19 protein-coding genes are annotated in these 22,399 nt (G+C 44.2%); 3 read left to right on the forward strand and 16 right to left on the reverse strand.

From position 1 onward, the window contains the following. Positions 1-97: 97 nt before the first annotated feature. Positions 98-535, forward strand: a complete 438-nt coding sequence (locus IFO66_RS09150) for a MarR family winged helix-turn-helix transcriptional regulator (RefSeq protein ID WP_192024861.1) — start codon at positions 98-100, stop codon at positions 533-535. 102 nt (positions 536-637) lie between these two features. On the opposite strand, the gene IFO66_RS09155 is transcribed toward IFO66_RS09150, so the two are convergent. The 5 genes from IFO66_RS09155 to ahpC all read right to left on the reverse strand — a co-directional run bounded on the left by IFO66_RS09155 (position 638) and on the right by ahpC (position 4,797). Further along, on the reverse strand, positions 638-1,135 hold the full coding sequence (locus IFO66_RS09155) for an SRPBCC family protein (RefSeq protein ID WP_192024862.1): 498 nt from the start codon (positions 1,133-1,135) through the stop codon (positions 638-640). 172 nt (positions 1,136-1,307) lie between these two features. Next, positions 1,308-1,883, reverse strand: coding sequence for a GNAT family N-acetyltransferase (locus tag IFO66_RS09160; RefSeq protein ID WP_192024863.1), 576 nt, complete (start codon positions 1,881-1,883; stop codon positions 1,308-1,310). A 205-nt stretch (positions 1,884-2,088) separates the two neighbouring features. Then, the gene (locus IFO66_RS09165; protein WP_192024864.1) at positions 2,089-2,382 is read right to left on the reverse strand and encodes a DUF1801 domain-containing protein; all 294 of its coding nucleotides are present in this window, start codon (positions 2,380-2,382) and stop codon (positions 2,089-2,091) included. 204 nt (positions 2,383-2,586) lie between these two features. After that, positions 2,587-4,116 (reverse strand): alkyl hydroperoxide reductase subunit F, encoded by a 1,530-nt coding sequence (ahpF, locus tag IFO66_RS09170; RefSeq protein ID WP_192024865.1) that lies wholly within the window; start codon positions 4,114-4,116, stop codon positions 2,587-2,589. 117 nt (positions 4,117-4,233) lie between these two features. After that, entirely contained in the window at positions 4,234-4,797 is a 564-nt protein-coding gene (ahpC, locus tag IFO66_RS09175; RefSeq protein WP_192024866.1) for an alkyl hydroperoxide reductase subunit C, read from the reverse strand. 417 nt (positions 4,798-5,214) lie between these two features. Between ahpC and IFO66_RS09180 the strand changes: the two genes are divergently transcribed. Beyond that, positions 5,215-5,739, forward strand: a complete 525-nt coding sequence (locus tag IFO66_RS09180) for an isochorismatase family protein (protein ID WP_192024867.1) — start codon at positions 5,215-5,217, stop codon at positions 5,737-5,739. Between the two features lie 58 nt (positions 5,740-5,797). On the opposite strand, the gene IFO66_RS09185 is transcribed toward IFO66_RS09180, so the two are convergent. Beyond that, positions 5,798-6,466 (reverse strand): HAD-IA family hydrolase, encoded by a 669-nt coding sequence (locus IFO66_RS09185; RefSeq protein WP_192024868.1) that lies wholly within the window; start codon positions 6,464-6,466, stop codon positions 5,798-5,800. Between the two features lie 216 nt (positions 6,467-6,682). Here IFO66_RS09185 and IFO66_RS09190 point away from each other — a divergent pair, with 216 nt between their 5' ends. Beyond that, on the forward strand, positions 6,683-7,153 hold the full coding sequence (locus IFO66_RS09190; protein WP_192024869.1) for a DinB family protein: 471 nt from the start codon (positions 6,683-6,685) through the stop codon (positions 7,151-7,153). A 107-nt stretch (positions 7,154-7,260) separates the two neighbouring features. On the opposite strand, the gene IFO66_RS09195 is transcribed toward IFO66_RS09190, so the two are convergent. From IFO66_RS09195 to fabD, 10 genes are all read right to left on the reverse strand, one after another. Continuing rightward, positions 7,261-7,983: a hypothetical protein gene (locus tag IFO66_RS09195; protein ID WP_192024870.1), complete on the reverse strand. Its 723-nt coding sequence runs from the start codon at positions 7,981-7,983 to the stop codon at positions 7,261-7,263. Continuing rightward, entirely contained in the window at positions 7,980-8,855 is an 876-nt protein-coding gene (locus IFO66_RS09200) for an ATP-binding cassette domain-containing protein (RefSeq protein WP_192024871.1), read from the reverse strand. The genes IFO66_RS09195 and IFO66_RS09200 overlap by 4 nt, the downstream gene beginning before the upstream one ends. A gap of 3 nt (positions 8,856-8,858) precedes the next feature. Beyond that, a complete protein-coding gene (locus tag IFO66_RS09205; RefSeq protein WP_192024872.1) occupies positions 8,859-9,233 on the reverse strand; it encodes a GntR family transcriptional regulator in 375 nt (124 codons plus the stop codon). Positions 9,234-9,412: 179 nt separating this feature from the next. Further along, positions 9,413-10,801, reverse strand: coding sequence for a glycosyltransferase family 2 protein (locus IFO66_RS09210; protein ID WP_192024873.1), 1,389 nt, complete (start codon positions 10,799-10,801; stop codon positions 9,413-9,415). Positions 10,802-10,822: 21 nt separating this feature from the next. After that, positions 10,823-11,920: a cysteine peptidase family C39 domain-containing protein gene (locus tag IFO66_RS09215; RefSeq protein WP_192024874.1), complete on the reverse strand. Its 1,098-nt coding sequence runs from the start codon at positions 11,918-11,920 to the stop codon at positions 10,823-10,825. A 39-nt stretch (positions 11,921-11,959) separates the two neighbouring features. Further along, the gene (locus IFO66_RS09220) at positions 11,960-13,102 is read right to left on the reverse strand and encodes a radical SAM/SPASM domain-containing protein (RefSeq protein WP_192024875.1); all 1,143 of its coding nucleotides are present in this window, start codon (positions 13,100-13,102) and stop codon (positions 11,960-11,962) included. Between the two features lie 24 nt (positions 13,103-13,126). Beyond that, entirely contained in the window at positions 13,127-13,393 is a 267-nt protein-coding gene (locus tag IFO66_RS09225) for an acyl carrier protein (protein ID WP_192024876.1), read from the reverse strand. Positions 13,394-13,407: 14 nt separating this feature from the next. After that, positions 13,408-16,896, reverse strand: coding sequence for a DUF1839 family protein (locus tag IFO66_RS09230; RefSeq protein WP_192024877.1), 3,489 nt, complete (start codon positions 16,894-16,896; stop codon positions 13,408-13,410). After that, positions 16,889-21,049, reverse strand: coding sequence for an SDR family NAD(P)-dependent oxidoreductase (locus IFO66_RS09235; protein WP_192024878.1), 4,161 nt, complete (start codon positions 21,047-21,049; stop codon positions 16,889-16,891). Before IFO66_RS09235 ends, IFO66_RS09230 begins: the two co-directional genes overlap by 8 nt. 50 nt (positions 21,050-21,099) lie before the next feature. Then, on the reverse strand, positions 21,100-22,386 hold the full coding sequence (fabD, locus tag IFO66_RS09240; protein WP_192024879.1) for an ACP S-malonyltransferase: 1,287 nt from the start codon (positions 22,384-22,386) through the stop codon (positions 21,100-21,102). Positions 22,387-22,399: the final 13 nt, after the last annotated feature.

Below are 22,399 nucleotides of genomic sequence, written 5' to 3' on the forward strand. Positions count from 1 at the left end.
TATGATAAGTAAAAACTACCACAACACTAATTTAGTTGTCAATTGATAATTATAATAAGATAATCATTTTGTTATTATGACAAAAGAGGTGATCCATATGGATAAAGAAATTCTCTTTCAACAATTTGTAGCCTTCACGACTTCCGTACACGAAGCAACATTCGAACTAACGAAAAATGTTAAGCCAGAGGATATTACTCCTCTTCAATATAGTATTCTGGAGTACATCGCGGTCAGTCAGCCTGTTACGCTAAGCCAAATTAGCGAGTGCAAACATATTTCTATGCCCAATACGAGCCGTGAACTCAGAAAATTAACGGAGAAACAATTGTGTGAAAAATTTGAGGTGCCGGATGATAGACGCAAACAATTGATTCGATTGTCTGAATCCGGACAGACTATGATGAATAAAGCCTTTCAACAAATCGGAACGCGATTTTTCGAAAGAATCCAATACTTATCCGCTGAAGATTTAGACGAAATCCAGCACGCGCTAGCGATTCTTCAATCTAAAGTGTTTGATGCGAATAAATAGCATGTATACGCTGCCCCACCATAAGCATTCTCTACCCTTTTATATTTCCATACAAAAAAGAAGGAGCTACCATCGCTCCTTCTTCCCTATTTCAACCTTAACTTAGCCTGTATAGCTGATTTTCCCCGTTTCCACTAGTTCTTTGAGTCCCATGAACATCAAATTCCATCCATGCTCAGTGCCATCATGATATTCCGTCACCGCTTTTTGAATATCTGCCTCTGTCCAATTCGGTTCATGGCGAACGTTAATATGCTGGGTAAATGTCATATCGCAGCCTTGCTGTGTTTCCGCAAGCTCAACGACAATCGTATCTTCATCTTCACTAAACTGTGGCATTTTAAAAGTAAACACCAGCTTGTATGGAGTGTCTATTTCACGGTATGTTCCAATCGCTCTGTAATCTACACCGCCTCGATGGTCAACAATTTCCCAATCCCCGCCTACTTCAGGGTTATTTCGTGCGACCTTGTTTGTTCCTTCTAACGTAAATAGCCATTTTCTCATCTGCTCATCGTTTACCCATGCATCAAACACTTTCTCAGGCGCTACATCGAAACTTCGCTTCATCGTTAACGTCGTTATTGAATATTGACTCATATTAACTCCCCTCTATCTCAAAAAATGTACAATAAATAAATTTATCCAAAATTTTAATTCCATTACACAACTCGTCTACCTGTATTTAAATTATAACCTATGTAAAAGACATCATTCAAAATCCAAAAATGTAAAAAGGACGCCCTATGGCATCCCTTCACCTTCTGCATTACTATTCCTTTTGAAGCTTGTAGCAATGATGCAGCTCGTTGTCGATCATCACATCACTGTGAAAGTGAAAGCCACACTTTTGGATCACTTTGTTGGACGAGACGTTACGGATGTGCGCGATAGCAATAAGCTTTTCAACTTGCGTATTTTCAAATAAATACGTAATCAGCCCCCGCGCTGCCTGCGTCGTGTATCCTTTATTCTGATATTGTTCGGAGATTCCATAAAAAATTTCTCGATTTGGCGGTGATAGTTCATCCTTAATACCTGTCCCACAAATACCGATAAATTCTCCGGTTTCCTTCAGTATAATCCCTAGTCTCAGTCGATACTGCTCAGGATCTCCTGTTCTCGAAATCGCCTCAAGGAAACGCTCGTTCTCTGGTATTTCATAATTCGTAAACCACTCTTCCCGCTGCTCCTTGGGTACATTCCATCCCGTCAAAAATTCATGAAAATGAGGCTGCCAAGTAAGCTTGTGCAGTGCATCTACATCCTCAATTTGATACTCCCGTAAAATGATATCTTTGCACTCTATCGTTAATTTGCTAATGCTTCTATTTTGTAAATGACTCATTGTCATCCTCCTAGTAATATAGAAGAAATACAAAGCAGCTAATATTTCAGAAATGATCATCACAGGAACATGCAGTAATCCACAAGGATTCACCGCATAAAGTGATGGATAACACTACGCTTTGCATCCTTGTAATCGTTAAATGATTGAATATTTGATTTAACCCATTACAAAGTTGTTGGCATAATATTAATCCTCCTCATTATCAAATACTATTGCCTTTGCGAAGCTTCAACGTTTTTCTTTCAGTTGGGCCATCAAACATGCCTTCTGGAAGCTCCAAGCCAGCAGCATTAAAAATAGTAAAGCTAACCGCATCTTTCGATGTAGAGATAGCCGCGGCGTATTTTCCATTTTTCAAAAAATGTGGTTTCTTATACTGAATCCGTTCCGTTACTTCCGGTATAGCCTGATGGACAACTTCGCGCAAGTTCGCGGATAGTTCCACCTGCCATGGCTCTTTTATTGCAGCGATAAAATCGATTACTTCCTGACTCATTTTCCCTCTCCCCCTTAAACATCGATTAGATTTTCTTTTACAGGATAAACAATTTGTTCGACGTAAGTTAATATATTCCTTTTATTCATTTCCTTCTGCTACACGCCTACATATAGAAACAGCCCCCACTTTATAAAAAGTGAGGGCTGTCATCCCAGCTTACCTATCAATCGATAGAAAGCCGTTACTTATTAACGATATGAATTAGTTACGAATCATATAATCGAATGCACCTAGAGCTGCCGTTGCACCGGATCCCATCGAAATAATGATTTGCTTGTACGCACTGTTTGTGCAGTCACCAGCAGCAAATACACCAGGGATGCTCGTAGCGCCATGGCTATCTACGATAATTTCGCCCATACGATTGCGTTCAACCGTATCCGCTAACCAGTCTGTGTTTGGTACAAGACCGATTTGGACAAATACACCTTGCAGCTCGACATGCTTCTCTTCGCCTGTTGCACGATCGATGTACGTAAGGCCTTCAAGCTTATCTGTTCCTGTCAATTCTTTCGTTTGCACATTTTTCAGAACGGTAACGTTCGGCAAGCTGTATAGGCGGTCTTGCAATACAGAATCCGCTTTAAGCTCTGGAGAGAACTCAAGAACCGTTACATGCTTAACGATACCAGCAAGATCAATGGCTGCCTCGATACCAGAGTTACCTCCGCCGACAACTGCAACATCTTTGCCTGTGAACAATGGACCATCACAATGCGGGCAGTAAGCTACACCTTTGTTCTTGAACTCCGCTTCACCTGGAACGCCCATATTTCTCCAACGCGCACCTGTAGAAATGATAACTGTTTTACTTTTCAGAACCGCACCATTTTCAAGTTCGATCTCGATGAACTCGTTTTTGTCTAGACGCTTCGCACGCTGTGTTTTCATCACATCGATGCCGTACTCTTTTACTTGCTCTTCGATGCTAGCAACAAGCTTAGGACCTTCTGTATACTTCACGCTGATGAAGTTCTCGATGCCCATTGTATCATTGACTTGGCCGCCGAAGCGCTCAGCAACGATACCTGTACGAATACCTTTACGCGCTGCGTAAATCGCCGCACTTGCACCAGAAGGACCTCCACCGACAACAAGTACATCATAAGGAGCTTTATTATCAAATTCAGACGCATCAGGACCAGTACCCAATTTAGCAAGGATATCTTCAATTGTTGTACGACCGCTTTCGAAGAACTCACCGTTGAGGTATACGCTTGGCACAGCCATTACGTTTTTGCTTTCTACCTCATCTTTGAATACAGCACCATCAATCATCGTATGAGAAATACCAGGATTGAAAATACTCATCAAGTTCAATGCTTGCACCACGTCAGGACAGTTGTGGCAGCTCAAGCTGATATAAGACTCAAAAGTGTATTCGCCTTTAATGCTCTTAATTTGGTCGATTACACTTTGATCCACTTTAGGAGCTCTGCCGCTCACTTGAAGCAACGCAAGCACTAGGGAAGTGAATTCATGTCCAAGCGGTGTACCTGCGAACACAACACCTGTGTCTTCGCCAACACGGTTTACGCTGAAGCTTGGTGTTCTATCCAAATCTGCCTTTTCTACCGAAATCATAGCAGACATGCTAGCAAGCTCATCTACAAGAGACATCATCTCTGTAGATGCTGCATCATCACCCTCGCTCACTTTAATGACGATGTTGCCTTCCAATAGTTGAAGATATTGCTCTAATTGTTGTTTGATATCCTGATCCAATGCCATTTGATAATCCTCCTTAAAATGTTCGATAATGATGCCAAGTAACATGGTCTACTCATACTGCTGCTGAACAAACGCTTCTATATACATTCGACTTCGTCGACTTTATGACAAGGTTGCTTAGATTTTTCCTACAAGGTCAAGGTTTGGCTTCAATGTTTCGCCGCCTTCTTGCCATTTCGCTGGGCAAACTTCGCCTGGGTTGTTGCGAACATATTGTGCTGCTTTAATTTTGCTAATAAGAGCACTTGCATCACGGCCAATGCCGCCTGCTGTAATTTCAACTGTTTGGATAACTCCGTCTGGATCGATGATGAACGTTCCGCGATCAGCAAGACCTTCGGATTCGATCAATACATCGAAGTTACGGGAAATAACATGGGATGGATCGCCAATCATGATGTATTCTACTTTACCGATTGCTGGCGAGCTTGCATGCCATGCTTTATGCGTGAAATGAGTATCTGTAGATACGGAATATACTTCAACGCCAAGTTGTTTCAACTCTGCGTATTGATTTTGCAAATCTTCAAGCTCTGTCGGGCAAACGAATGTGAAGTCTGCTGGATAGAAGCAAACGATGCTCCATTGACCTTTGAAGCTTTGCTCTGTAACATCTAGGAATTTCCCGTTTTGAAATGCAGTTGCTTGGAATGGTTGAACCTCTGTATTGATAAGTGACATATATAAAATCTCCTTTGCTAGATGGTTTCTAAGTTGATTAAAAAGCTAATTTAGAACGCCAGAGCAGCTTACGCTGTGCATTCCGCATCGCTCTTTATAATGATTATTATTTACTATGAAGTACAAACTGTCAAGCTTTTTTATAATCATTCTAAAATGAGAACCTTTTTCAGTGGCGAAATAGTGACGGAGAATCACTTGCTCTTACATAGAAAACGAGCGACATCAGATCAAAATCTGAAAAGCGCTCGTTTCGGCTATAGCTTTATTTAAATAGTGATGTATCAACTGCTCATACTGAACAAATGAGTTGTCTTATAGAAACAAGCGTTTTCTAGCTAGCTTTTGTAGTTAACCCGTTTAACTTGTCTCTAACGCCTGTTACAATGATAAAGAAACTAAAGGAAGTGTTACTTCATGAAACAGGCACTCATTGTCATTGATATGCAAGAAATCTTCTTTAACTATCCCCAGAACCATTTACTACATAACGAACTAGTCGTTTCCAATATTAACGAGCTAATTAAACAAGCCCGCGACAAACAAATTCAAGTGATCTTCATTCAGCATACAAGCCAAGACGAGCAGCACCTTATGTCTGAAGGGAAAGAAGATTGGAAGCTTCATAAGAACTTACACGTCTCCTCTAATGATAAAATCATTCAAAAATCAAAGTTCGATTCCTTCTATCAAACAGAACTGTTAGACTATTTAAAAGCCAATGAAATCGAACAGCTTATTTTTGCAGGTGCACAAACGGAGTTTTGTCTTGATACCACCATTAGAGCTGCGCTTAGCTTAGGTTATCAACATAATCTACTCTACAAAGGGACACACAGCACGATCAATGGCGCAGCGCTGCAAGCTGGCGACATTATACATCATCATGAAGCAACATGGAATAATAGATTCTTAACGGTTATGGATGAGATAAAATTATAGATAACAACTTAAAGCATAAAGGACGGCTAACTGCCGTTCTTTTTGCTGCTCCTATATATCAACGCCTAGCACTCCCTAACGATAACGTTTTTAGCTCATCCAATCGATTAATAACGATATCTGCATGAGCCAACTCATCTTCTTGAGCAAAATCAAAATTACATCCTACTGCTATCAAGCCGTTCTCCTTCGCTGCTTTGATATCGGATATTCGATCTCCAACTACAACTGCATCTTTAATTTTGTATTTCTCCATAATAGACCGCACCAAATCGCTCTTATTTTGCGACTGTATATGCTGTATACTACATGTTTCTGTAACCCACTGATCTAACTTATAGTAGTTTACTATCGCATGTAAATATTCAATTTCTCCATTGCTTGCTATGTATATCGGATAATTTTTCTCTTTAAAGTATTGCATAACTTCTTCTACATAAGGATACAGAGCACCGTTTCCACAATGAATATGGGCAATCAATTTCTCACGGAACCATACATTTGCTTGTTGTCTGACTTCATCATCATGCTCGGGTAGCAACGTCTCCCACACTACCGGTAAAGGGACGCCCATAATGGCACGGTACTTTTCTATCGGAGTTTCCGTTTCATCCCCCCATAACTGTAATAATCGTAAATGATCAAATGTGTCACGAAGAGAAATCTCTAAAATTTTATCGGTTTGAAATAAGGTACCATCCATATCAAAAATTACGGATAAAGACATTGTGCTCCCTCCTAATATGATAAGCATTTTTCGTACAAAGAATGAATTCCCAATTGAGCATACCATATTTATTTATACAAAAAATCACAACAGAACTTTCGATTATGTCGATGAGTCAACTTGTAACCGTCACTCGCCAGCACCTATGTTATTTGATACTTATCGCCCAATTTACTAAAATAGAATGTAGGCTTTAACTATTGGAGGTTTCTACTTATGTATCGTAAATCAGAAGATTTTATTGAAGATTGGATTGCTTCTTCTGCTGGAACTCTTTCCGTCATGAAAGCAATTACAGATGATAAAATGGAGTATTCCATTGTAGAAGGACATAATTCCTTAGGATGGCTTGCTTGGCATTTGGTTGGTGCTGGTGGATTTTTCGGGCAGCTTGCAGGCTTACAAATTCCTGCAGCAGCTCCAGATACATCGATGCCGAGTTCAATGACAGCTATCATTGAAAAATACGAGGAAGTCATTGAAGCATACAAAAACGAAGCAGTAACATTAACAGATGAAAAACTAACGGAAGAAGTAAATGGATTTATGGGTCCAATTGCAAGAGGCAAGTTGCTGCGAACGCTAATCGATCACCAAACCCATCATCGTGGGCAAATGACCGTACTGCTTCGTCAAGCAGGTTTACCTGTACCTGGTGTTATGGGTCCAACTAAAGAAATGCAATAAAACCTACGCAAATAAAAACCGGCTTACGTCGTCCTTAAGGATGATGTAAGCCAGTTATTGTTTTATCATTTGTTTTATCATTTGTTTTAGCATGAATTTTATATAGTTTAATCTTTAATACGCACTTCTTTCGTTAATAACCTTATGGCCGCAATTACACCAACAATGAGTATTGCACTAATCAGCACCGCTAGCCATGTGGAAACTTCATATATATTCATCAATTTGTACAGTGGAATTGGTACACTCTCCCCCCATATCCCACTCTGAATGAAGACAATCAATACAGTAATCGCGATGAACACCATTCCCAGCCAAACATTCAAACGATAAAATCCAGCTGCTATAAACCAGCCAACGACATAAAACAAAATAACATCAAATACAATTTTCACATAGAACATAATGGGTACATGTAGGTTTCTTTCTAGTCCAAGTATATTCATAATCAAAGATTCGAGTCCGTATAATATAGCTACGGCAGCAGTAAAGCTCAATGACAAATACAAAATGGATTGTACTGTGCCCTTATAATAATCCCGCCTTGTTACCCCGTTAGAGACAAAGTATTTAATAAACCCGCCCATAGAGAGTAAACCACAGATTAAGAAAAAGACTTTGGAGGAGGTTAATGCACTATTTAAAATTGACCAGCCAACTTCCCCCTGTATCAGTGCAGAGTGCGACAACTTCACCTCATCACCTGTATAATACGTTACTACTGCACTTCCTATATGCAAGACTACAAGAATGCCTATATACCAGAGCATCCAAGACCCTATCGTATGAAACATGGATAATCCAACTACAGTAGATTTATTTTTCTTCATTGTTTATCCTCCTTCGTCAAATGAATAAACAATTCTTGAAGCGTAATCGGCCCTAAAGTCAGCTGCATAGCTTTCGCTTCTTCTCTTTCCTGTTCAGACAATTGACCATAAATCATAGCTAGCTTCGTACCTCCAAGCACTTGTTCCTTCAAAATATGCTTCCCCTGCACAAAGTAATCGACCTGTTCGACCGCCCCTGTCACAGATACTCCACTCTCACGCAAAGTTTCCGCTTCTTCATGCAAAATGAGCTCCCCTTGATCGATGATCAATACTTCTTCAAACATAGACTCCATCTCGGAAATTAAGTGAGTAGAAAGAATGATCGTCCGCGGATGCTCCATAAAATCATTCAGTACTTCCTCATAAAAAATTTCTCTCGCCGAAGCATCCATCCCTAAATAAGCTTCATCAAAAATCGTAATTGGACAGCGACTCGCTAATCCAATAATGGCATGAAGAGCTGATTGCATACCTCGTGATAGTTTGGACACTTCCGTATCCGTTGGAAGCTTAAAGCGTTTGATGAGTCGTTCCGCATAGTCCATATCAAAGTTCGGGCGAAAGATAGATACATCTTTAATGTACGTTGGTGCCTTACCCGTTTCATCGTCCAATTTTACATCTCTAATAAAAATAATTTGTTCCATCACCTGTGCATTTTCAAAAACATGTTCTCCGTCAACCTTAATACTGCCAATTGTCGGCTTCACAAAAGCTGCTAAAACAGACAACAAAGATGTTTTTCCCGCACCATTCCGTCCAAGTAAACCATAAATTTTATTACCTTCTAATTCGAAGGAGATGTTCGTTAAGACTTGCTTATTTTGAAATTTAAGCGACATCTTGTCAGCTTTAATTTTCTGTGTCATTCGTCATCCCTGCCTTTCTTTCATGGTATCCATCATATTTTTTATTTCCTCGACTGAAATACCGAGTTTTTCTGCCTCATGCAGCATACTCCATACATACTGTTCTTGAAATGCTTGCTTTCTTTGTTCTCGTAGCATCTGATATGCCCCCGCAGCAACAAACATGCCGACACCTCTTTTCTTATAAAGGATCCCTGCATCTACAAGCTGATTAAATCCCTTCAACACAGTCGCTGGATTGATCTTGTAATAAGCAACAAGTTGATTCGTGGATGGTGCCTGATCCTCCTCTTTCAAGTTCCCATTCACAATGTCATCCTCAATCATTTCCCTAATCTGCTGAAATATCGGTTTATTCTCATCTAATGACGAACGCATAGTCGGCCTCCTCTCGTTCCTCATTTGCATGTTAGTGTTATGGTTAGTTGGTTATGTAGTTAACCATATATCTAATTGTATGTAATGTCAAGCGTGTTTGGCGGAAGTGGCTGCCGATTCGACAAAGAAAAGCAGAAAAACTCCATCCCACTAAGGGACGGAGTTCCTCCTTGTAACAGCTACACGCGAGCAGCGACCTTTGCTTTATCCAATTCAAATACTTTACAATCACCAACTTGCTGCTCCGTATGAGAGACGAGTTGGTTCCGGCTGAACAGTTGTTCAAGCTCTTGTCTACTATGCCACATCCATCCGGCTGTTGTAGCGAGGTAAGACACATACGTATCGTTGTACAAGAATACAACTTTCTTCGCAATGCGATATAATTCCTTCAGCATCAGACTGATTAATGGTTCGTTAAACATTCTAAAATAATCAGTTACGATGATGACATCAAAGTGCTTGGATGAATAAAGCGTGTCCACCCCTAGTAAATAGACGATCTCTTTGTCAGGCAACGTCTGTTGATAGCGATTAATCAGATGTTTATTTTGTAAAAATACATGGGAGACCTGCAAGGAAGAGAGCACCGCGCGGCTGTCTGCGCCAAGTACTGCCGTTCGTTCGGCCCCCTGTAAATAGTCTGTGTTCAGAAGCTCAATAAGTTGACCACTATACGCAGGCACATAATAATGGATTACCAGCCGATTAAACTTAGCGATAATCTGATCGTAGTGCATGTCCGCCGAATACGGATACAGCTCCGTATCGAAAGTTCGCTGCTTAAGATGCATCTTTTTACGATTGAGGAAGCTAGATCTGATCTTCTGATCAATCTTATCATCAGATGGATGCGGTAAATGCAGTGCGCTAATATCGGCCGTAGCATACATAACCGCACCATGCTTGTGCAGCATATAGGCAAAGTCCGTATCTTCCGCCCCCCATCCTTTGAGCGCCTCATCGAATCCCCCTGATAGAAGCACAATGTCACGCGAAGCACTGACTGCTCCGCCCCAACCCATCGTCCAAGGCACGTCCATTCGGTTAAGATCATGTTCGACCAGTTCAAAATGAGAAGTTCGCATATCTTCCCAGCCGGAATGATACTTTAGCTGTTCACACTTGTCCGCAAGATTCGTCGGATCAATACCTTCGATCGCAGACATATCCACCTGCTCCGGATCTGTTAGTGCACCCATAATATAGTGATACAGAGCCATATTAGTGCTGTCGCCTATCCGATTGATGACACGTTCTAAGAAGAAGTCAGGTATCACGATCCCGCAGTCAAGGAAGACCAGTATGTGCCCCTTACTCTCCTTAATCCCGATATTGCGAGTACGAGAACGTCCGGAGTGTTTATCACGAGCGATATGCAAATACTTAAGGTTCGGTATGCGTCCTGCAAAGGAATCAACGATCGTTTGAATCGGCTGAGTTGAACCATCATCAACGACGATCACCTCTACAGTGGTGTCCGACACCGTCTGATGAGCTATAAAATACAAGCTGCGCTCCAACTGCTCCATCTTATTGTATACAGGAATAATGATCGATACGTCCAACGTGCGTGCACCTCCTGTTGATTATGAGTTATTTTCCTGAAGCGCTTTAATCAGTTGTGTGATTGCTACCTTTTCTGCATCCTGCATACCTTGCAACGATTCATTAATGGATTGCAGTATCTTTCTATCATCAATCATTTGACCTTTGATTACTTTGTTACGTTGCGCATACGCACGCTTCTCCAACCACTCAAACTCTGCCAATATAGGAGTGTCTGCACTCAAATGACTTAACTGCTGTAAATATTTAATTCTTCTAATCATCATCATCTTATGTTCCCACAAAATATGAAACGGCCGCACATCAAAATATTTAATACCGTCAATTATTTTAGTCGTGAACTCTTGCAGTAGAGGGTAAATATCCATTCCGAAAATTCCTTCTACTGGATGCTGCTGAATCTTAAGTTGCTCCGTGGAATTTTTCCCATCCAAGTAGTCTTGAAGCGTATTAATAATAAGCTGTAAGTCAAAATCAAATCTCGCTAATCCTGCTCCAAATTTACTCCCCTCATAATCGGCAGGCTCCAATCTTTTGAAAGAATTGATCAGCGTGTGAACACCAGAATCCACAGAATACGCTTGTTCAAATTGCTCAAAGCTAACTTCCTGCATAGAGAACTGGCGATTTCTATCAAAGATCGCTACATGATAGATTTGCCGCTCCAAGTCATACCCGTAGATGAAAATATCATGAATAAAGTGATATTGCTGATAGCAGCCCGTGTTGCTAATGTAGTACTCATCTACATACGTAACGACATACAATTCACGCTCTAACTGTGCAATCAAGTACTTATGAATATCTACCCCAAGCTGCTTCAACATCTTCTTGTCGCTATGCTTGTATTCCAGCCATGGCATATTTCGATACGCAATCATTAAGTCTGGATAGAAGTCCAACCTATATTCCCCAAGGTCGTTTAAGTAATGCTTCGCAAAAAACAATTGAATATAGCTGCTGTGAATCCAAGGCTGCGCATACTCATACGGTTGCAATACCCCTAACACATAGGCATGTCCCAAAAATCCATATATGAAAGGTTTCTCAAATGGCAGTATGACAACCTTCTTGGTCTTATCAGCAAGCGCTGATTCTACTTCTAACGTATCTATCATGCGGTTGACCTCCATTTATCTAGGTAGGAGCTCTGTCTATTAAAAAGATTGAGGATCAGCGAACATCCTTGTGCAGCGATTGCACATCATGAGATTGGTCGTTTGGAGATAATCGCGGAATCGGGTTGCCCGCTCCCCTTCCCACATTTCGGCAAAGCTATTCTCGTAAATGTTGCCATACTTATAGTCCGGCAAATCTACACACGGATACACATCGCCTGTACGGCGTATAACCAGTTCATGCCATGGCGCCACACATTTCGTACGACCGAACACATTATCAATATCTGAATAATAGTCATGAATATCAACGTAAGCAGAGGAGTCGATACCTTCTGAAGCCCACAACTCTTCTAACTCCTTTTTCAACAGCACCGTATCCATCGGTATCGACTCTTCTACAAATCCTTGCCATGCAGGCGACACATCGCAATCCAAATCGTGCTTCATCTGCGTCGCATAGGCACGACCTCGTTCTGGTGTTGTGAACAAGAGCGGTGCCAAGTTGACAGACAAATCACGACGCGACCCAAATGGGTTACGCGGATTATGCAGCTCTATTGTGGCGTCACTGAATCGCTCGCGAAGCGCACTCATAAATTGCTTGATGCTAAGGTAATTCGACGGAGAAAGAACCATCGTAATATGGATAAATGGGAACCTCTTCTTACGTCTGCGTTTCTCCGCAATAAGTGCTTCAATGTTCTCACATATCTTTTCATAACTTCCTTTACCTCGAATCGCATCATGGAACTCTTCGGGTCCATCGATGGAAATGTTCATTCCCACGATATTTTCCATAATGAACTCAATACGATTTTTAATTAATGATCCGTTCGTTAACAAGAAAATATTCGCTTTGCGCTTCCGGAGATGCTCCACTAGTTCTGTAAAATGCTTGTACAACATAGGTTCGCCGCCAGTAATAAGAACTCCAAGATTTTTGTTCACAGCCGTGACTTCATCTAGAAACTTCTTCAATACCTCAATATCCAACTGCTCGCGAATCGCACGTTGCGGCTCTTTAAGCGCCCATCCTGTATCTCCCCAAATATGGCAGAAGTTGCAGCGATAATTGCATAGCTCTGATGGGTATAGTGTAAGCTGCTTAATTTCTGGTTTTAAGTTTTGGACATGCTCGATTAGAGCTGTTCCTCCAAGTTCCCCTGCTTTTGTTAGCATGACAATCCCCCCTCATCCGTTGTCTTATTCTTGGCCTTGGTTCAAGCTGATATAATTCATAATTTGATTAATCGTGCTAAAGTTGCGGAAGTCGAGATCCTCGTCGTTCCATGCCACCCCGAATTCCATCTCTGTCGCGATAACCAGCTTAATAAAAGTCATGGAGTTAATGCCAAGGGAAGATAGATCATCATCTGGATCAATGTTCTCAAGCATTTGTGGATCATCCACGTTATCCTTCAAAATTTCGATTACTTTCGCTCTTAGTTCGTCCATCGTTTCGATTGTCATTATAATTCCTCCTATTAGTTAGGTAATAATGTGCATTCAAGTTGATTTATGAATGCCGACAGAAATTGCTGTTCAGCTTCCCATAATCGTTCCAATCTGGCATGCATGGCCTCGATTCTATCCACTTGATAAGTGGGTACGTACAAAAAGCGTACGCTCCCTTTCCGAATCGTCTCCCACTGCTCCACACATGCGTGATGAGCTGCAACAACAGCAGCATCAGCTCCGTAAAGAGCCGTTAGCCGGTAGCCTTCTACTTGCTTGGCGTTCAATATTTGATTCAATGTCTCAACGATCACTTCAATCTGCTGCTTATAAAGGTCTTCTGAAGAACTGATTGCCTTGACCCATCCTACAAACTGATGCAGCACGGCAATGCTTTCGTCCAGAAGACGGCGGTTCTGAAGCTGGTTGTTGGCAAACAGCTGTTGAAGCTCTGCCAACTCAGGCTTCCATTGGCTGGCACCGTGATTGTATTCCGTGATGTAATAAGCAACTCGCTGCTCCTTTTGTTGAAAATGATCTTGGAATCCTCGCCACGCGCGCACGAGATCCTCATAGTCGATCAAGCATGGCTTGTACGTAAGATTTTCACGTCGATCATGCTCGAAAATATGGAACTTCTGACGATGTTCATCACAACCGTAAATGAGAAGCGTATGATCCACATGCTGCTTCTGATACGCATCTTTACGAAATGGTACATAGTAGCTGTCTATCCACACAATAACGGGATGCCCTTGACGGATACGCTGTGTGATCTCTTCTGTGATGTTCGTAAATTCGCTGCCCGTGTGCACCGTTAGATGGAATTGTGAAAATAAAGTCTCAATCGGCTGAACTTCTTGGTAGCGAAGCTCGTATCCACCAGCACTTTCTGTATGCTCGCTATGATGAAATCCGATTACATCATTGAGGAGAAATGGCAGTATGCTGCCTCCAAAATGGTTAACTACTGGGAAAAAGGAATTGTAGAAACAATTGCGGTAGTATAAATCGTTAAATGGCTCCATGTCTGGCAATATAAACGTATCCGAGTTGTAAATTGAATCTAAGTTAGCTTCCTCCACGAACAAAGAGCTGCTAGATCGTTCGCTAGCTGCAGCATCATTTGTCATGGCCAACTGCTCGCGAATCACCTGCTGTACCGATTCATCCACATCCACTGGCATGGCTTCACCTGACTGTTGCTCCAAGCAAGCCGCCGCTTCACGAATCGTGGAATATTGGTATAGCTGCTCCGAGCTAAACGCCAATCCTGCTTGCTCTAGCTCCACTTCCAAGCGTATTGCTAAAATGGAATTGCCTCCAAGCTCGAAGAAATCATCATCTACATTGATATCTTCAACACCTAGCAGTTGTTCCCACAATTGGGCTAGCTTTATTTCTGTTGGGGTATACTTTCCGTCCGTCTTTCCATGTAAACGAGGTGTAAGTGTCATGGAAGTATGAGTAGAAGACAATGACGGAATCGAACTCGATTCTTTGCTGCATCCGGCTGCATTCACTTCAGTTGCGGACCAAGCCTTATAGGTGTCAGCGGCTGGATCAATCCAGCATCTTGATGGTTCAAAGCTGTATACAGGAAGGTGCAGCTTCTTACGATGGCGCCCTTCGTAGAACCGTTCCCAGTCCACTTCAACACCCTGTACAATGTGCTCAGCAAGCTGTTCCAGTTGAGAACGTGCCAACGTGCCACTATCAGCAGCTTGTACGATCAGTTTCTGCGCAGCCTCATTGAGGACTCTCCATTCATCAGAAGTTCGCTCCGTCTGCTGCCGTGCTTCTCGGCGCCCGCTTGCGATTCGATGTTCATCGTAATAGATGCCGTTCTTCACGATAGGCTGCAAGCCATGTTCCGCTATCGTTTGCAGCTTGTTCAGCAAGTCGGACTTACTGCTTGCAATAACGGCTAATCTACAGTTGTAATGTCCTCTGCCTGTATTGGCTGTATAACAAATATCTTCAAAGCTCCGATCTAGCTTCGGCAGCTCAGCGACATAGGACAAAACGAGACGTTCTAAGGACGGTTTGGTCTTGGCTGACAAGATGATCAATCTATCGGCTCCATCATCATTCCTATGGCCTTGAACCGTTTCATCGATCCTCACAGGTGCTTCTTCCAAGACGAGATGACAGTTCGTCCCACTGAACCCAAATGAACTCACGCCGCATCTTCGCGGGGTACCCTCATCTGTCTCCCAATCTGCCAAGCGATCATTCACGTAGAGCGGTGAACGTTCAAAGGGAATATTTCGGTTCGGTTTCGTAAAATGCAGCGTAGACGGTAGCTTCTTATACTTGAGTGCAGCGATAGCTTTTGCTAGTCCTGCAACACCTGAGGCCGCGTCTAGATGGCCAATGTTAGTCTTAACTGAACCTAGCGCACAAAATTGCCTTCGGCTCGTATAGGTGCTGAACGCTCTTCCAATCCCGTCTACTTCAATCGGATCGCCTAGCTTCGTTCCAGTCCCATGAGCCTCGATATAGCCGATCGTCTCTGGATGGACGCCTGCATCCTCCCAAGCTCGAATGAGCAATTTCTCCTGCGAAGCTGCATTAGGTGCCGTTAGACCAACAGACATGCCATCTTGATTCGTAGCACTTCCTCGAATGACAGCATGGATCGGATCTTGATCTCGTATAGCTTGATCCAGCGGCTTAAGAAGTACAGCAACTGTTCCTTCTCCCCACATCGTGCCGTCAGAACTGTCATCGAACGCACTCGTCTTTCGATTCGAAGATTCAATCCCAATTTCGAACAAGCCGTCTACAGGCATTAGCATCACTTTGACTCCGCCCGCGATTGCCATATCGCACTCCCCGTTACGTATCGCTGTACATGCAAGATGAACAGCTACTAAGGAAGAGGAACAGGCCGTGTCCACAAGCAGCGCAGGCCCTTGCAAATCAAGCAAGTAAGCAATACGGCCAACCATAATCGAAGGCGTATTTCCCGTACTCGCCATCGGAATATGGGATGGCTGATGCTTCGTAATATACTGACCATATACAGGCCAATCCGCATATCCAAGATAAATACCTGTCTTGCTGCCTTGAATGCGTTTACCGCCATAGCCAGCATCTTCTATCGCTTCCCAGGCGGTTTGCAAAAATAATCGCTGGTTGGGATCCATCAAAGCAGCTTCCTTGGGAGATAGATTGAAAAATCCGTAATCGAACTTATCGACATCTTCCATATAGCCACCATAACTAAAGCGCACTTCTTCTTCACTTAACGGCGTGAACGCTCGAACGAACGCGAGACTATCACGCTGCCTTGACAAAGGAAGCGGACCGATGAAGTCGCGACCTTGCTCCAGGTTGTCCCAAAATTGCTCGATGTTACTCGAACCAGGCATTTTTAAGGAGAGCCCAATAATCGCAATGTCCTTCGTTCCTGAAGCCTCTTGCTTCAACGTTCGAAGTAGCTGCAAAGCCACTTCTTCATCCAATCGTCCCGCACCAACTTGCTCGAATATTTGGCTCGCTAGATTATTCATTAGTTACCTCCAGCTCATGAAATCGTCGAACCGCATCCTTAATCGATAATTCGCCGCGTTTCATTCGACCAAACATATCTAGCATCACCTCGTTAAACGGGTCCTGTTGGCTAGATTCCAACCTTCGCATTGCTATTTCCGGTGTTTCCGGTGCCTCTCCCTTTGAATCTAATTGGTTCAACCGCAAGTCGTTCGTCGCGGCCCTACTCGTAATAAGCGCATGCAGATGGCTAGTTATTCGTGCTACGGTTGGGTAGGAGAACAAATCCGAGATCGTGATTAGGCTTGGAAACACTTCATCGATAGCCTGATGCACTCTTGTGATGAGTATCGAATCTCCTCCAATTTCGAAGAAATTCGCATGTACATCCAGTTCCTCGTATCCAAGCACCCGCTTCCATGCCCATATGACGACTCCCTCAATTTCACTGTACGTGCTGGGTACTTCATTCCATCTGGCTGTATCTACTGCTGTATGCCGATTGCCCGAAGCACGTCTTGAAGATTCCTTCTCATCGTGTGAAGAGCTCGCCAGCAGCCGTTCGTGTTGAACCTGCTCAGATTGACGGAAGGGCAGTCGATCGCCTAAAGCGAACAATCCACTTTGGTGATTCCAATAGCCTACAATTGCTTGCCGGATCGATACGTGTGCAGACATTGAGTCGGGCACATTTTCGGTTTCAGTCTTCCCATTTGCGACTGATGACTGAAGTAGCTCTTGAAAAGCTCGCACTCCTTGCTCCGCAGACATGAGACAGAACATTTCCTTGGATTCATCTGCATCGTCATCCTCAGTCACGCCAATCTGCTTCCACGCAGGCCAGTTAATGGTCAACGTTCTCAAGCCCAATCGATTGCGATAAGCTGAATATCCATCCAAATAGGCGTTCCCGGCCGTATACGGACCTGAGCCGATACCTCCTACCAGCGTTATTGCTGATGAGAACAAGACGAAGAAGTCCGGCTTATCTGCCCTTGTTAAATGATCCAATAACCAGGTACCCGTTGTCTTCGCTGCAACAATCGCTCTCAGCTCAGTTGAATGTAATTGGCTAATGACGTTCCCCTCTGCTATACCAGCGGCATGCACGACCCCTGCAATTCTTCCATATCGCTGCCTTAGCTCTGTTACAGCCTTACTTATTTGCCCTTCATCTGCCGTATCTGCACGAATGCATTCAACCTGCGCCCCCCGTGCTTCCATTTCACGAATCGCTCGTATCGCTCGAATGCTCCATCGTTCTGTACCTTCATGCTCGATAGCAGACCACTGCTCCCGCGGAGGCAGCAGCGTTCTTCCCAGCAGCGCAAGATGAATGCTCCCCTTCGCTTCTGTGACAAGATGTGCGGCAATAAGCAAGCCAATGCTGCCAAGCCCCCCCGTAATGACATAAACGCCATCAGCACCGACATGCACAGGTTGACTGACATGCGGCTTATCCACATGAAGCACATCCACTCGTTCTACATAACGCTGTCCATTGCGATACGATGTCCAGAATTCACTAGATTCCGCCCCAAGCTCTGACTCGATAACATCCGCTGCATCTGTTCCCTCGTCCAGATCGATCCAGCGTAGGCGAATATGAGGATTCTCCCAGCCAATTGCCTTGCTGAGCCCGATCATAGCCGATTGCTCTGGCAGCACCCACGCTTGATCTGCTACAACTTCGTCGGCATATTGCGACACAACTATCATGTCTAGCGGCTCGTTGCTTGAACGATGTGTTAGAGCATGTGCTAGACGATAGAATCTATACATCGTCTGATCCAGCACTCGCTCATGCGCCTCCGCCTCTGCATGGTCTACTTCCTCGTGCTTGCGTATATAGCGTAGGTCTACGATATGAGTAAACGAGACATCTGCCATATCTAGCAGAAGCTGCTCATAATCTTGCGCCTCATCACGAATGACGTAACTGCGCGCATCCCTTCGCTCATACTGCTCGCCCATTACAACTTGGATGATGGATGCATCCGCATCTTCCCAACGACGGATTAACGATGCTGCTGTTTGATCATCATTGTGGAACAACATGATGTTAGTCTGCTTCCCTATTGTTTGGCTGCTATTGCTTAAGGGCTCAGGGCGCCAAATGCGATGATGATAGAAACTACTTGAATGCTCCTCATCCGTGTTCTCATACCCATGCCGACGACTCAGTTGCTCGTTCACAGCAGCTGATCTATCACCATTCACCTTACGAACTGAAGATGTTTCGTCCAAACTACTATTGTCCAACTTAACCCAACAACGATAAGGATCAAATGGATACGTAGGGAAACTAATCCGCTTTCTGCGCTCTTTCCTGTACAACTGCTCCCAATTGTAGTTAGCCCCCTGCACATAAAGCTTGCCTAGTTCACCGCAGAGCTCTCGATCATTTTTATCCGACTGGACAAATGAAGCTACCATCGATGCGGTGTTGGACTGAATCACTGTCCATTGCGAGCTATTACGATCTGCTCGTTCGATATAATCGGCGTGCAAGTAACCGTTAGGTTCAGCTTCCCGTTCATGCACAAAGGTTGCAAAGCCAATCTTGTTAAACCGTATAAGCTCCTCCAACACCTCAGCAGCATCGTTCGCTGCAATAGCAAGTCGATAGCGGTAATGACCTCTTCCCGTACTTAGGGAGAAGCAAAGATCGCCTATGTTGACCGAAGGATTTTGCTCGATAAATTGAATGCTCGACTCCACATAAGCTTTCAAGGCAGGCTCCGACTGCGCAGACAGTAGAAACAAATGATGGTGAGGCTTATCCGATTTCGCCACATGCTTCCCCTCTGGAGCCTCTTCCAAAATAACGTGGCAGTTCGTCCCGCTTATACCGAAGGAACTCACTCCGCATCTGCGCGGCGTAGGAGAACTCTCCCAATCCACCAATCTGTCATTCACATATACCGGAGAATTTGCAAAATCAATTACTCGATTCGGCCTGTCAAAATGCAGCGTCGGATAGATGCGCTTGTGCTTAAGAGACATCACCGCTTTTAGCAAGCCCGCAATACCGGCAGTATTATCTAAATGACCGATGTTGCTTTTGAGCGCTCCTATCGCACAGAACTGCCGTTTCTGTGTAAATCGCCGGAATGCTCGCTCAAGCCCATTATGTTCGATTGGATCTCCGAGCTTCGTTCCTGTTCCATGTGTCTCGATGTAGCCAATCGTCTCTGGGTCAATACCTGCTCGCTTCCATGCATCAACGATGACAGCCTCTTGCGCTTCTGCATTCGGTGCCGTAATACCAGCAGAACCGCCCCCGTCTTGGCTCATCGCGCTCGACTTGATAACCGCGTAAATATGATCGCGAGCTTCCCGCGCTTGATCAAGCGACTTTATCACCATCGCTACGACGCCTTCTCCTGTTCCGGTACCATCGGCATCATTATCGAATGACCGCGCTCGGGAAGTTGATGATTCGATTCCAACCTCATACTCCCGCACGGGTATCAAATGAAGTTGAATGCCGCCTACGATCGCCGCGTCGCACTCCCCGTTGTGAATGGCCTGACAAGCCAAATGGACAGCAACTAGAGAGGAGGAACATGTGGTATCCACTAACAAGCTTGGGCCCCTTAAATCCATCAAATAAGATAATCGACTGGCGATGATCGGTCGCACATTCCCAGTCATAGATAGCGATACAGCTTCTGGCTCTACTTGGCGAATTAGCTGCAAATAGTCCGGATCCGATCCGTAGCCAACGTATACACCTGTCCGGCTGCCTGCAAGTTTCCCACCACTATAGCCAGCATCTTCAATGGCTTTCCATGCCGTTTGTAGAAATAGCCGTTGATTCGGATCGAGCAAGCTTGCTTCCTTCGGAGACAACTTGAAGAAGGGGTAATCAAACTTGTCGATATCCGTTAGGTAAGCAGCCTCGCCATAGGCGACCTCCTCAGGATTCATACCCATTCGCTTGAAGTACAAGTCCGTGTCCTGCTTACGCGACTGTGGGAGCGGCCTGACACAATCCCTTCCCATCTCCAAATTGCTTGCGAATTGATCCACGGTATCCGCTAGCGGCAGCTTCAATGCAATTCCGATAATGGCGATATCCTGATTGGCATTCGAAGTCTGATCAAAGGAAACATCATCTTCAGGTACAGCAACAGACTTACGGTTCAACTTGATTGATTGAAAATCCACCTTGATCACCTCCATACATCATCAAGCATTCACCATATTCAACAAAGCTCCTACACATGCAACTGCTCTGGATGATCAAGCATGTTAGAAAATAACGATGTTGTCCCCGTCTGCTTCAAAATATGAACCAATCGTTCTCGCTGCTCCTGTTCAGGCACTCTCTTCGTTATGAACATTTGCTTCAGTAATTCTAGCGCTTCTCTCATTTGAGCTTCCGTTGGCGGAGCCCCTGTTTCATCTAATTGCTCTTGCAATCGCTGTACTTGCTTGTACGGTGCCACAAAGCCCTGTTCATATTCATTTAAATCCCAATTGCGGTTCCTCGTGCATACAGCAGCTGCCAGACATTTGGTCACAACATTATTGGCCACTAGTCGACGAGCCTGCTCCAACAGCTCTGGTGCCAGTTCCTGCCGCAGTAGATCAAGCTCCGCTACTTTTTCGTAGGGATAGCATACAATCGACTTGGCATCTGTTTTCATAAATTGTGTCAACACCCGCTTCGCCCCAAGTTCAACCGCTAAGGAAACCCCACCATCGCACAATTCCTGCATCGTCAAATCCCAACGCACAGGAGCCGTAAGTTGCTGTGTTAGGCAGCTTGTGATCTGCGCTGGCGATTCGTAGGGCTTGCCTGTAACGTTCGCGACAACTGGCCATTCGAACGAACCATATGTGCAGGTATCAAGCTCCTCTCTAAACTTTGCAGCAGCCGAGTGCATCAACGGACTATGAAAGGGAGCACTCACTTTTAGAAACGAGATGCGGGCTCCGTCAGACTCCAATGTACGAGCTGCTTCTTCAACGGCCAGACGATGCCCCGAAATGACCAACTGCTCCGATGAATTGTAATTAGAGACGACGACCATTCGTTCATCCGAACTTGACGCCTGCGCACACACTGCTTCTATGCGTTCCCGACTGCTGCCAATAACGGCGCACATCGCACCAGCCTCTTCAGCAGCAGCTTCCTGCATCAATTGTCCTCGGCGCCGAACTAACCTCAACGCATCAGGGAATGATAGGACTCCTGCACAAGTTAGTGCCGAGAACTCGCCCAAGCTATGACCCGCCGCATAAGTAGGAATTACACCAATCTCCTCCATATACACTCGATACGCAGCAACACTTACCGTAAGCAGTGCAGGCTGCGCGTACTCCGTTCGAGTTAACTCCTCCGGGCTTCCTGCGGCGATTATTTGCTGCAGATCGAACCCCAATACCTCATTCGCCTCTTCAAATACGGATCTTGCCGTTGCCGAGCGTTCAAGCAGTTCTTTGCCCATCCCGACATATTGCGAGCCTTGACCTGGAAATAGAAGCGCAAGCTTTCTCATTCACGTACTCCTT

Source organism: Paenibacillus arenosi, from assembly GCF_014841135.1.
Classification (GTDB): domain Bacteria; phylum Bacillota; class Bacilli; order Paenibacillales; family Paenibacillaceae; genus Paenibacillus_B; species Paenibacillus_B arenosi.

Bases quoted from the DNA above. Each gene is read 5' to 3' on its own strand.
- IFO66_RS09150 (WP_192024861.1), top strand. From the start codon at position 98: ATGGATAAAGAAATTCTCTTTCAACAATTTGTAGCCTTCACGACTTCC.
- IFO66_RS09155 (WP_192024862.1), bottom strand. From the start codon at position 1,135: ATGAGTCAATATTCAATAACGACGTTAACGATGAAGCGAAGTTTCGAT.
- IFO66_RS09160 (WP_192024863.1), bottom strand. From the start codon at position 1,883: ATGAGTCATTTACAAAATAGAAGCATTAGCAAATTAACGATAGAGTGC.
- IFO66_RS09165 (WP_192024864.1), bottom strand. From the start codon at position 2,382: ATGAGTCAGGAAGTAATCGATTTTATCGCTGCAATAAAAGAGCCATGG.
- ahpF (WP_192024865.1), bottom strand. From the start codon at position 4,116: ATGGCATTGGATCAGGATATCAAACAACAATTAGAGCAATATCTTCAA.
- ahpC (WP_192024866.1), bottom strand. From the start codon at position 4,797: ATGTCACTTATCAATACAGAGGTTCAACCATTCCAAGCAACTGCATTT.
- IFO66_RS09180 (WP_192024867.1), top strand. From the start codon at position 5,215: ATGAAACAGGCACTCATTGTCATTGATATGCAAGAAATCTTCTTTAAC.
- IFO66_RS09185 (WP_192024868.1), bottom strand. From the start codon at position 6,466: ATGTCTTTATCCGTAATTTTTGATATGGATGGTACCTTATTTCAAACC.
- IFO66_RS09190 (WP_192024869.1), top strand. From the start codon at position 6,683: ATGTATCGTAAATCAGAAGATTTTATTGAAGATTGGATTGCTTCTTCT.
- IFO66_RS09195 (WP_192024870.1), bottom strand. From the start codon at position 7,983: ATGAAGAAAAATAAATCTACTGTAGTTGGATTATCCATGTTTCATACG.
- IFO66_RS09200 (WP_192024871.1), bottom strand. From the start codon at position 8,855: ATGACACAGAAAATTAAAGCTGACAAGATGTCGCTTAAATTTCAAAAT.
- IFO66_RS09205 (WP_192024872.1), bottom strand. From the start codon at position 9,233: ATGCGTTCGTCATTAGATGAGAATAAACCGATATTTCAGCAGATTAGG.
- IFO66_RS09215 (WP_192024874.1), bottom strand. From the start codon at position 11,920: ATGATAGATACGTTAGAAGTAGAATCAGCGCTTGCTGATAAGACCAAG.
- IFO66_RS09220 (WP_192024875.1), bottom strand. From the start codon at position 13,102: ATGCTAACAAAAGCAGGGGAACTTGGAGGAACAGCTCTAATCGAGCAT.
- IFO66_RS09225 (WP_192024876.1), bottom strand. From the start codon at position 13,393: ATGACAATCGAAACGATGGACGAACTAAGAGCGAAAGTAATCGAAATT.
- IFO66_RS09230 (WP_192024877.1), bottom strand. From the start codon at position 16,896: ATGAATAATCTAGCGAGCCAAATATTCGAGCAAGTTGGTGCGGGACGA.
- fabD (WP_192024879.1), bottom strand. From the start codon at position 22,386: ATGAGAAAGCTTGCGCTTCTATTTCCAGGTCAAGGCTCGCAATATGTC.